Source organism: Pseudomonas sp. C32 (assembly GCF_030417915.1).
Taxonomy (GTDB): domain Bacteria; phylum Pseudomonadota; class Gammaproteobacteria; order Pseudomonadales; family Pseudomonadaceae; genus Aquipseudomonas.
In genome coordinates this window covers 1-8,465 of record NZ_JAUHUK010000042.1, presented here as the reverse complement: position 1 = coordinate 8,465, position 8,465 = coordinate 1, and the positions used below count along the sequence as shown (strand labels likewise).

Genomic DNA, 8,465 nt, shown 5'->3' with positions numbered 1-8,465 from the left:
GAGCCTGCCAGTGCTGGCTCAGTTAAAAAGCTGGATGGAAAAGACGCAGCCACAAGTTACGTCTCAGAACGCCTTGGGCAAGGCCATCGGCTATCTGGCGAGTAACTGGAACAAACTGGAGCGGTACGCCGAGGAAGGCTATTTGCCGATCGACAACAACCCCGCCGAGCGTGCGATCAGGCCCTTCGTCATCGGAAGAAAGAACTGGTTGTTTAGCGACACACCCAAAGGCGCGACGGCCAGCGCTCAACTTTACAGCCTGGTCGAGACTGCCAAAGCCAACGACCAAGAGCCCTATGCGTGGCTGCGCCACACATTAGAACGGCTACCACTGGCGACCTCGGTTGAAGATTACGAAGCGCTGTTGCCGTGGAACTGCTCGCCGGCATCGCCTAGCTAGGCGCGTTACCGATCTTGAAGTCGGTGGAGTTTATGGTGAGCTTAAAGAATACGAGCGGAGCAACGATCATGGAATACGACGATAAATTGATTGAAGAAGTCGTGCTTGCCCTGTTGGCAACCTTCAGCTTTGATGACGGCAATGCTTGGAAAGGGTTCGACTTCGAGACCATGAATCGATTACATGAACAGGGTTTCATCAGTAATCCGGTGAACAAGAACAAATCGATTTGGTTGACGGCTGAAGGGCTGGAGCGAGGTCGACAAATAGCAGACCGGTTGTTTAGGGTAAGAACTCAAGTGGAGCATGTATCCGACTCGGATGATTGACTTCATACCACGGCCATACGGTAGGTGGGGTTTGTGGATCGCATACAAATTATCGGGGCATGGAGGCATGCTCTAAAACGACGAAGTCAGCGTCACCGGTTGAATTGGGAGCGCATGATTTCGCTGGCCCGTTTGTTCATACCCTATCCACGAGAGATACCAATGCATCCGTATCCCATAACCCGCTTCGGCGTCAAAACCCAAGGCAGGAGCCGTATGCGGTAATTCTGCATGTACGGATCTGTGCGGGGGGTGGCAGGTGACTGCCATTCCTACCGCGACCGTTCCTGCAGCAGTTGCTGCGCGGTGATTAGTGCTGTCTCCAAGCAAGGGCTTACTTCTAACGCATCGAGCATGATTTAATACGCCATCAAAAAATGGAGCATTCCAGTGATCTTATCAGTAACTCCTACTGAGCCGCAGTCATTGAAAAATAAGCTAGGTATTGCGTCATCGATACTAGTTGTTATGACGCTACTCGCTAACGCCGCAATTGGAGCTCTTTGGATATATCGAAACTTCAATTTCATTCCTGTGTATGGGGATACATCAGAGTATTTTGCGTTCTCAAAAATTCTTGTTGTAGATCAATATCGTGGAATTTTTTATCCGGCAGTAATAAGAGGTGCCTCAATGTTGTCTGAGGTTTTTGCAATAACACCACAGGCAATGATATACACAATACAGTTATTCCTAGCTGTGGTGGCTGCGTTTTCTATGTGCGCTCTTATATTGCGTAATAGGCCGTACGCGAGGGCAGTATCACTTGTAGTGGCGATATCAGTAACGTTAAATCCGTTGATTGCTCATTTTTGCATGTCTGTGCTGACAGACTCTTTAGCCGCCTCATTTACCGTAATATTTTCCGCTGCGCTTATCCGGGCCTGCGCCAAGGATGCAACCACAAAGCAAGCTTTTATTCACTTCTCAATTGCATCATTAACCCTCACGCTAATGTCTTCTCTGCGGGTAGATAAGCTGTACCTGTCTATAGCAGTTTTTGTAATAGCACTTTGTGCTCTGTACCTTTTGAGAAAAGACAAGTTAAGTATATACAGGGTGTTGATCGGTTTGCTATTCCTAGTTATTTCTGCTGGATCAGCAATAGCCATCAAGAACGCCACCACTGTTTATAACACTCAGCGACCACCTCTAGATTTTTCTAGCATGGCTTTCAATAGAGTCGTATGGCCTCGCTTGACAGAAGTATATCCATATCTGTCAGATGCTGTTAAGTCTCGCATCACTATGGCTGATGCGGAGTTATTCGACTCTCACGCCAATTATGTATATCCATTGCTTACAAGGGAGCTGGCTAAGCCAGATGGCAAGAAAACGATAGATACGATTACCCAGACGACAATTAAATACTTTCCATTTCAGGTAGTAGCGAACACGCTCTTCGATTTTACAAAGTACTCTCTGCCAAATCTGCAATTTCCACTTGAAGAATATAATATTCTTCCGAAATCAGTCGCGACATCATGGACCATTGAACGCATGGAGATGCTTCGTCCACTGACCACAAAAATATACCTCGTTATTGGATTGATTCAGTTTATATCGATTGGGTTACTTGTGATATGGTTTTTCAGCACACAGGTTCGTGCTCATAGATTGTTTAAAGAGAATTCTTTTTTAGTATTGATTGTATTGTCAGCGGTTTTGACAAACTCTTCCCTTTTTGCGTTGAGTGCTGGGATGCAGGCCCATATACGATATGCCATTCCAACTTACACCATAATACAAATACTACTTATGTCCGCAGCAATGCTTGCAATGTACCGACTTGCCACTGGTAGAAGTATGCAAGCACCACTGGAGGCAAAAAAAATCATCCAGCCTATGCCTCATGAAAAGCTTCTGTGAAGAACCAAGAAAATATCATTCCAGGCTTACTTTATTTACCCTGGTCCGGAGTGAATGGTCATCGCGCCGACTCGCTTTCGACGTCGACTCGGTTAACCCTATGCGAACCATAAAATCCGCCTTTTAGAAGGTGGGATTTATGGAGCGCATACGCAGTATCTTGAGTAATGCAGGTTTTCATTGAATTACTTGTGCGCGGACAACCTCTTGTCGCCTCCCTCCCCAGTATGACTTTTCAGAAAATTCTCAAAAGCGAAAACTATCCTAATATCGGGGGGGGGGGGGCTCAATAACTAATTGATCAATCTTGATAGCATAATCTATTGATAATTAGTCTCATTTGCTCCAAAAAGAATATCCATTAATAATCTCTAGTCTTTTATATCCTTCTGAATTTAGAAGATTAACAGCTAAGGGGTTTTCATTGTTAGCGTTTATTATAATTAGAGATATTTTCATAGAGTGAAAGGTGGCTCGAACGAGTTCACCTTCCCCATCGATTTTACCTGTCACGAAATTATACAAAATGCGCCTTTTCTCGTATTCTTCATCTCCTAAAACTGGCCTCAATAGATATAAATAAAGACCCCGAGTGATTACAAGTCTTGGATGTTTTTCGAATCTCGAAATGACACCAGCTATCTCATCTGGCGCAAGCAATACTCCATCCCTTTGATCTATAGTTAAGGCTTTCTGGGCAACAAGAAGATCGGCATTTGGAATTTTCCAGTTTGCAAAGTGTTCAATTTTACCAATGTTCTCTGAACGAAGTGTATTAAATGGGAGCGAATAAATCGTCAGGCCGAACACAATTGTAGACAGTGACGCAATGAGTAATCGGTAGGGCTTTCGTTCAAGGAGCTCGGTTGCAATCATGCAGAAAGAGACTGCAGAAAAAACTAATATTGGAAAAGACCAAACAACGCGCCAATAAACGGGAGGGGTTGTCACGTATCTTGATATGAAGTCAGATAGCCAAGGATTAAGGTAAATTCCTAAAAGAATTAAAGGAGGAACAGCCAGTCTCCATTTTGTTACCGTGTCTTTGGCAAGAACTGGACCAGCCAAAAGTAGAATTCCTACCAAGTATTGCTGGTGAGCTCCAAATACAGATGTCCATACAGTCTCGGCTGTCTCAATCCCAAAATCCATGATAGGCGATCCCTTGAGTTGCAGAGCGACATCAATTAAGTAGGGGAGAGGAATAAATAAAATAGCCAACGTACAATAGAATTTTTTTCTCTCGCCTTTAAGCGCCAGTGGGATGTTAGACGCTAAAGCTCCAAAGCCCGCAATTGGAGCTGCGAGCATCCCGAAATTAGATAAGCCGATAGCTGCTACTTGGCAGCACGCCAATAAAAACAAATCAGTATTAGTGCCTCGCTTAGAAAAAAAGCGCGCTGTAAGATAGAAGATAGCTGGAACAATTACCGATAAGAAAACAGATTTCCCTTGAAAGAGACGGACGAATGAGAAATTTGCTGTGCCGCGATGCATCTCTCCTAGCAGTAAAGTTAGAAGGAAAGTTATTGCTCCAGCTAAAATCCAACTCTTAGGGATTAGCTCTCTTGTTAATAAAAATGTTGCAGCTATACTTGCAATAACCCATGCAGGTAAAAGGTAAATATAGTAAAAGTCCATTGATGGGGCTGAAAATAAGTGAGCAAAAGCGCCCGAAAGCAACTCGAAAGAAACAAAGCGATAACTTGGAAATATTAAAGGTAGCCCAGCTTCCCCAAGCATGGGGTCACCAGCAAGAAGACTGTGCTCTGGATTTGACGATGAAAATGCTGCGATTGCTACGTAAAATGAGTCGTCTAAGTCACTTCTAGAAACTGCGAAAGAAAGTGAAATCGCAAGGATTGCAATTAGTAAAATTGTTAGTGAGGAGAGTTTTTTTTCTATTTTAATAGTGGTTAGGTTTTTTGATTGTAGTTTTGGTTCTGACGAAATAAGGCTGACTATTAGTAGTAGTATAGAAATAGTCCAGAATGCTATCCATGACCAGTATAGGGTTGCTGGCAATATAATGAGGATTATTAAGGTGAGTGGGAATGTACGTCTGTAGGTGAGCCTGTAGAGCTTTAATGTCGAATTTCTATCGGGAACACCTGGTCTATGTGTTTTCGGTAAAAAAAAATATACTATAAATAATGAGGTGATTGCGAGAGGGGCGAGAGCCAGAAGGTCTTTTATATTCCAGCCAAACAATACGCAAGCTTGTGCCGAAATAGTCCAGCCAGCAAATGCGATTAAGAAAGTAGATATTATTGTGCGTAGTATCCTCTCGCTAGGATCATTGAAAAATACTGGTCCCGAACCTTGATTGTTTTTTCTTGAGTCTTGACTAGAGCTATCAACTTTGAATGCGTCATTTTTCATGAGAGATCGACCAATAAAAAATATTGTTCATGAGTAAAAAATCTCGCGCAGTGTGGGGTTTTGCGAGGAAATATTTACTATAGTGCTCGAGATTTAAAAAGCATGTGCTCTTATCATAGGTCAAAGTAGTTCAGCCTCTAATGGTAATGATGATTCCGACTACGATCATTCCTAAGCCAATGAAGTACTGTGCCTGAAAGCGCTCGCCAAAAATGAAATGGCTGCCCAGTGGCACAAAAACGAAAGCCAATGCCATCATTGGATATACCCGGCCAAGTTCAGCCTTCTGTAAAACCCAAACCCATGCTACGGAGGTGATACCATAAATAAACATAGCAGCAATTAATGGTGTGGCTGATTTTAGTGAGAATAAAGTACCAGTTAAAGCAAGTGCTGTTGAGCTTAGTTTGAATAGTAGTTGCCCGATGGCCAAGCCTACAACGCAGAAAAAAGCGACAACATAGGCGGTCATTCTACGGTCTCTTGTTTGTGAATGATGGCATGAAATGAAAAAAATAAGTTTAGGTCAATTGACGGTACAGGAAATGGCCACCAAGACTCCTTCGCGTCAGGAAAGTAGTGTCTAAGAATAGCAATAAGATTATTGCATGAATTTACATGTTCTCTAGCCATAATGTAGTCGTACGCAATTCCCTGAGAAATTGCATTTCTTCGTGGCCCGAAGTGCCTACCAAGTCGCCAAGCAAGCCCAGGATCTGTTGGGATCAAAATTGACAGTACCCCGCCGTCTTTAACTACTCTGACCCATTCTTTTAATGCAAGGTGTGGTTGGTAGATGTGTTCTAGGACATGAGTTGCTATCAGTCTATCAAAACTGTTGTCGTCATATATTAATACGCTACCTTCTTGGTATTCGAATTTCAATTTGCTGTTGTGTGTGTTTAAAAGTTTATTTTTCGCGACCTCAAGCGTTTTTTGGTCTAGGTCAGATAGGGTGTATTCTTCAAATTTGTGACGAACAAAATTAACATGTTCGCCCGTTCCGGCGCCAATCTCTAGGACTCGTTTAAAATGCGACTCGTCGCCGTATGCTTTTTCGACAAGTTTATGACTTGCACGCATAACTAAGGACTGGAGTGGGCTCGAATAATTTGAGTCGTCATAAAGTTCAGAGAATTTTTCCCGGTATTCAATCCAGGCTTTGTCTTCATTTTGCATTTTGCACTCCGTTATCCATTTTGGTGTTGGAATGGTTTTTGAGGTTTTGTAACGGGTTGTTTGGAACAGAATTTATGTCATATCCTAAAAAAGCTAGTGTAAGTTGTAGTCCGATAATTACGGGCAAAGCGGATAGCATTACGGTTCCGGCTGAGGAAGGCAAGCCTGTGTTTGCGGAATTTATCCATTGATAAGTTCCGAATGTTAGTCCGAACAACAAAAAGCTCAAGCCAAGCGGGAGTTCAATTGAAGCAAGAGACATGTCTCTCAAGTAATAGTTATAAAATATCCTTTTGGCAAAATTCCTAGTGTGTTTAATAGAAAATTCCCCGATAATTTTAGATATTTTGAGGTTGCTGATTTCATCGCCGTATTTTGCGCTCATGGGAACGTCCACTACAACAGCGCGCAGTGTGTTTAATCGAAATAACATATCAGTTTCGAAAAAATAGCGGTGACTTATTTTGTTAAATGGCAAACTCTTCGCGACATTTCTGTGGATGGCAGTAAATCCATTGGTTGGATCGAATAAATTCCAGTATCCCGATGACAGCTTCGTCATAAAAGATAGAGCGGCATTGCCGAATAAGCGTAAATTTGGCATCGCACGAATTTCTTCAAGGTCAAAAAATCGATTTCCCTTCGTGTAGTCGGCTCTGCCATCAATGATGGGGGAAATTAGACTAGGGATTAGTCTTGGATTCATCTGTCCGTCACCATCCACCTTGATGATGATATCCACATCTTCTTCAATGGCCGCTTGGTACCCCGTCATTACTGCGCCACCAACGCCTTGATTTTCAATATGACGAATTACTACAAGACGCTCATCGTTGCAGTTGTTTTCTACAAAATCACCTGTCCCATCCGGGCAACAATCATCGATCACGTAAATTTTGCTAACTTCTTGGCCAATCGCCTCAATAACGCTTAAAATGTGGTTTTTTACCTTGTAGCTAGGTATCACAACTGCAACTTTAGGGCTTAAGTACATTCGGATTTACCATGGTGAATAATTTATTTAAGGGTATATTCCGGAGCAGATTATGTTGTAGTAAGTGAGTAACTCGTGGAAGCCGATAATGATAGTTGGAGCTCGGGTAGTAATGGCTCCTCCTAGAGTTTTGGTCGAATGCGTTCTGCTGTTGGATACGGCGCACCGCCTCAGTAAAACAGTACTGATGTTGATAGGGTAAATCCCTCAAGAGGTAATCAGTTACGTGAAAAATAACAAGGTCTCCACGACTTTTCGGCTGGTTCTGCTCGGCTGGACATTTGATGCTGGACCAAGCCCTTTGCAGATCACCAAAAAAATTGGTTGTTCGGCTATGCGCAAGGGGTCACCGCTAGGGCGCAGAGCCAACGCCCGCGAGCACTATACGCGGTTACGCTACGTACCTGAATGTCTACCGCAAGCTACTTCTGTAGAAGACTTTGTAACTTTGCTGCCACGGAACCGCTCGCTTTAGTGTTTTTGTCTACGGACCTCGGGTGACGGTTGCTTCCGCAATGACAAGAGCGTCCCAGCGGTGGGGTTGGGTTTGGATCTCCATCCCTGGTTATAAGCAACAACGAAGCCATTTTTCTCTCAAGGGTATCGAGCGTCTAGTAATGGAGGAAAGGGGTCTATTGGGAAATTTCATAATGGCAATCCTGAGGCTTGCCGAAGGCCACCAAAAACCTCTGAATGGAACTGATCAGCGCTGCTAACGCTAGGGAAAGGGCATATTTAGGGAAAAATCAGGGCCGCCACAGGCCGCAACCTGCGTCAAGCAGCAATCGGCTCGCTTTCGGGCTCATTGAACAACGCCAGTTGCGGCGTGTTGGGCTCGATGGTCTACTCGGATTGTTCGACCGAACAAACGGTCGCGCAGCAGCTTGATCTGTTCTTTTAAATCGACGATATGAGTCTGACATGCCTCAGCAGTTACTTGCTGACGACTGAGTGCCTCAAGCAACATTTGCTTGAGCAAAACAGGATCATCGGGAAGGTCTTCGGGTATCAAATTCATGCAGGGGATTATACCCGTCAGGCAACGAATCTTGGCGTTAAAACCTTATGGGGACGATTGCGCCAGAGATCAAAGCCATCGAGTAACCAGTTCAATTCCTGGACAGTCAGCACGATCGCCTCGTCGGTGGCGTCAGGCGATGTTTTGAATCGTTCGGACTCGAGGCGCTTGAGCCAAAGGCAGAAGCCATTGCGCTCCCAATATAGAATTTTCACTCGGTTGCGGGGCCTGTTGAGGAAAACGAAAAGCACGGGGTCAAATACTGCGACTTTAATATCCAGCTCGACCAGCGCA

Annotated in this window: 8 protein-coding genes and 1 pseudogene; 3 read left to right on the top strand and 6 right to left on the bottom strand. The window is 44.0% G+C overall.

The window, feature by feature from the left end; genetic code table 11:
- From QYH43_RS26705 to QYH43_RS26695, 3 genes are all read left to right on the top strand, one after another.
- Nucleotides 1-400: transposase (locus tag QYH43_RS26705; RefSeq protein ID WP_301158508.1), on the top strand; the 400-nt coding region annotated here is incomplete at its 5' end.
- A 68-nt stretch (nucleotides 401-468) separates the two neighbouring features.
- Nucleotides 469-729: a DUF6429 family protein gene (locus QYH43_RS26700; RefSeq protein ID WP_301158507.1), complete on the top strand. Its 261-nt coding sequence runs from the start codon at nucleotides 469-471 to the stop codon at nucleotides 727-729.
- 390 nt (nucleotides 730-1,119) lie between these two features.
- Nucleotides 1,120-2,598: a hypothetical protein gene (locus QYH43_RS26695; protein ID WP_301158506.1), complete on the top strand. Its 1,479-nt coding sequence runs from the start codon at nucleotides 1,120-1,122 to the stop codon at nucleotides 2,596-2,598.
- A 336-nt stretch (nucleotides 2,599-2,934) separates the two neighbouring features.
- Here QYH43_RS26695 and QYH43_RS26690 read toward each other — a convergent pair whose 3' ends face one another.
- From QYH43_RS26690 to tnpB, 6 genes and pseudogenes are all read right to left on the bottom strand, one after another.
- Complete coding sequence (locus QYH43_RS26690) at nucleotides 2,935-4,980, bottom strand: DUF6077 domain-containing protein (RefSeq protein WP_301158505.1); 2,046 nt, start codon at nucleotides 4,978-4,980, stop codon at nucleotides 2,935-2,937.
- Nucleotides 4,981-5,110: 130 nt separating this feature from the next.
- Nucleotides 5,111-5,452, bottom strand: coding sequence for an EamA family transporter (locus QYH43_RS26685; protein ID WP_301158504.1), 342 nt, complete (start codon nucleotides 5,450-5,452; stop codon nucleotides 5,111-5,113).
- Nucleotides 5,449-6,159 (bottom strand): class I SAM-dependent methyltransferase, encoded by a 711-nt coding sequence (locus QYH43_RS26680; RefSeq protein WP_301158503.1) that lies wholly within the window; start codon nucleotides 6,157-6,159, stop codon nucleotides 5,449-5,451. Before QYH43_RS26680 ends, QYH43_RS26685 begins: the two co-directional genes overlap by 4 nt.
- The gene (locus QYH43_RS26675; protein WP_301158502.1) at nucleotides 6,149-7,153 is read right to left on the bottom strand and encodes a glycosyltransferase family 2 protein; all 1,005 of its coding nucleotides are present in this window, start codon (nucleotides 7,151-7,153) and stop codon (nucleotides 6,149-6,151) included. The genes QYH43_RS26680 and QYH43_RS26675 overlap by 11 nt, the downstream gene beginning before the upstream one ends.
- A gap of 846 nt (nucleotides 7,154-7,999) precedes the next feature.
- Nucleotides 8,000-8,171: pseudogene (locus tag QYH43_RS26670) on the bottom strand (IS66 family transposase); the annotation flags it as partial.
- Between the two features lie 17 nt (nucleotides 8,172-8,188).
- Nucleotides 8,189-8,465: IS66 family insertion sequence element accessory protein TnpB (tnpB, locus tag QYH43_RS26665; RefSeq protein ID WP_301158501.1), on the bottom strand; the 277-nt coding region annotated here is incomplete at its 5' end.

Excerpts from the sequence above, each read along its gene's own strand:
- QYH43_RS26675 (WP_301158502.1), bottom strand. The coding sequence starts at position 7,153 with ATGTACTTAAGCCCTAAAGTTGCAGTTGTGATACCTAGCTACAAGGTA.
- QYH43_RS26690 (WP_301158505.1), bottom strand. The coding sequence starts at position 4,980 with ATGAAAAATGACGCATTCAAAGTTGATAGCTCTAGTCAAGACTCAAGA.
- QYH43_RS26685 (WP_301158504.1), bottom strand. The coding sequence starts at position 5,452 with ATGACCGCCTATGTTGTCGCTTTTTTCTGCGTTGTAGGCTTGGCCATC.
- QYH43_RS26680 (WP_301158503.1), bottom strand. The coding sequence starts at position 6,159 with ATGCAAAATGAAGACAAAGCCTGGATTGAATACCGGGAAAAATTCTCT.
- QYH43_RS26700 (WP_301158507.1), top strand. The coding sequence starts at position 469 with ATGGAATACGACGATAAATTGATTGAAGAAGTCGTGCTTGCCCTGTTG.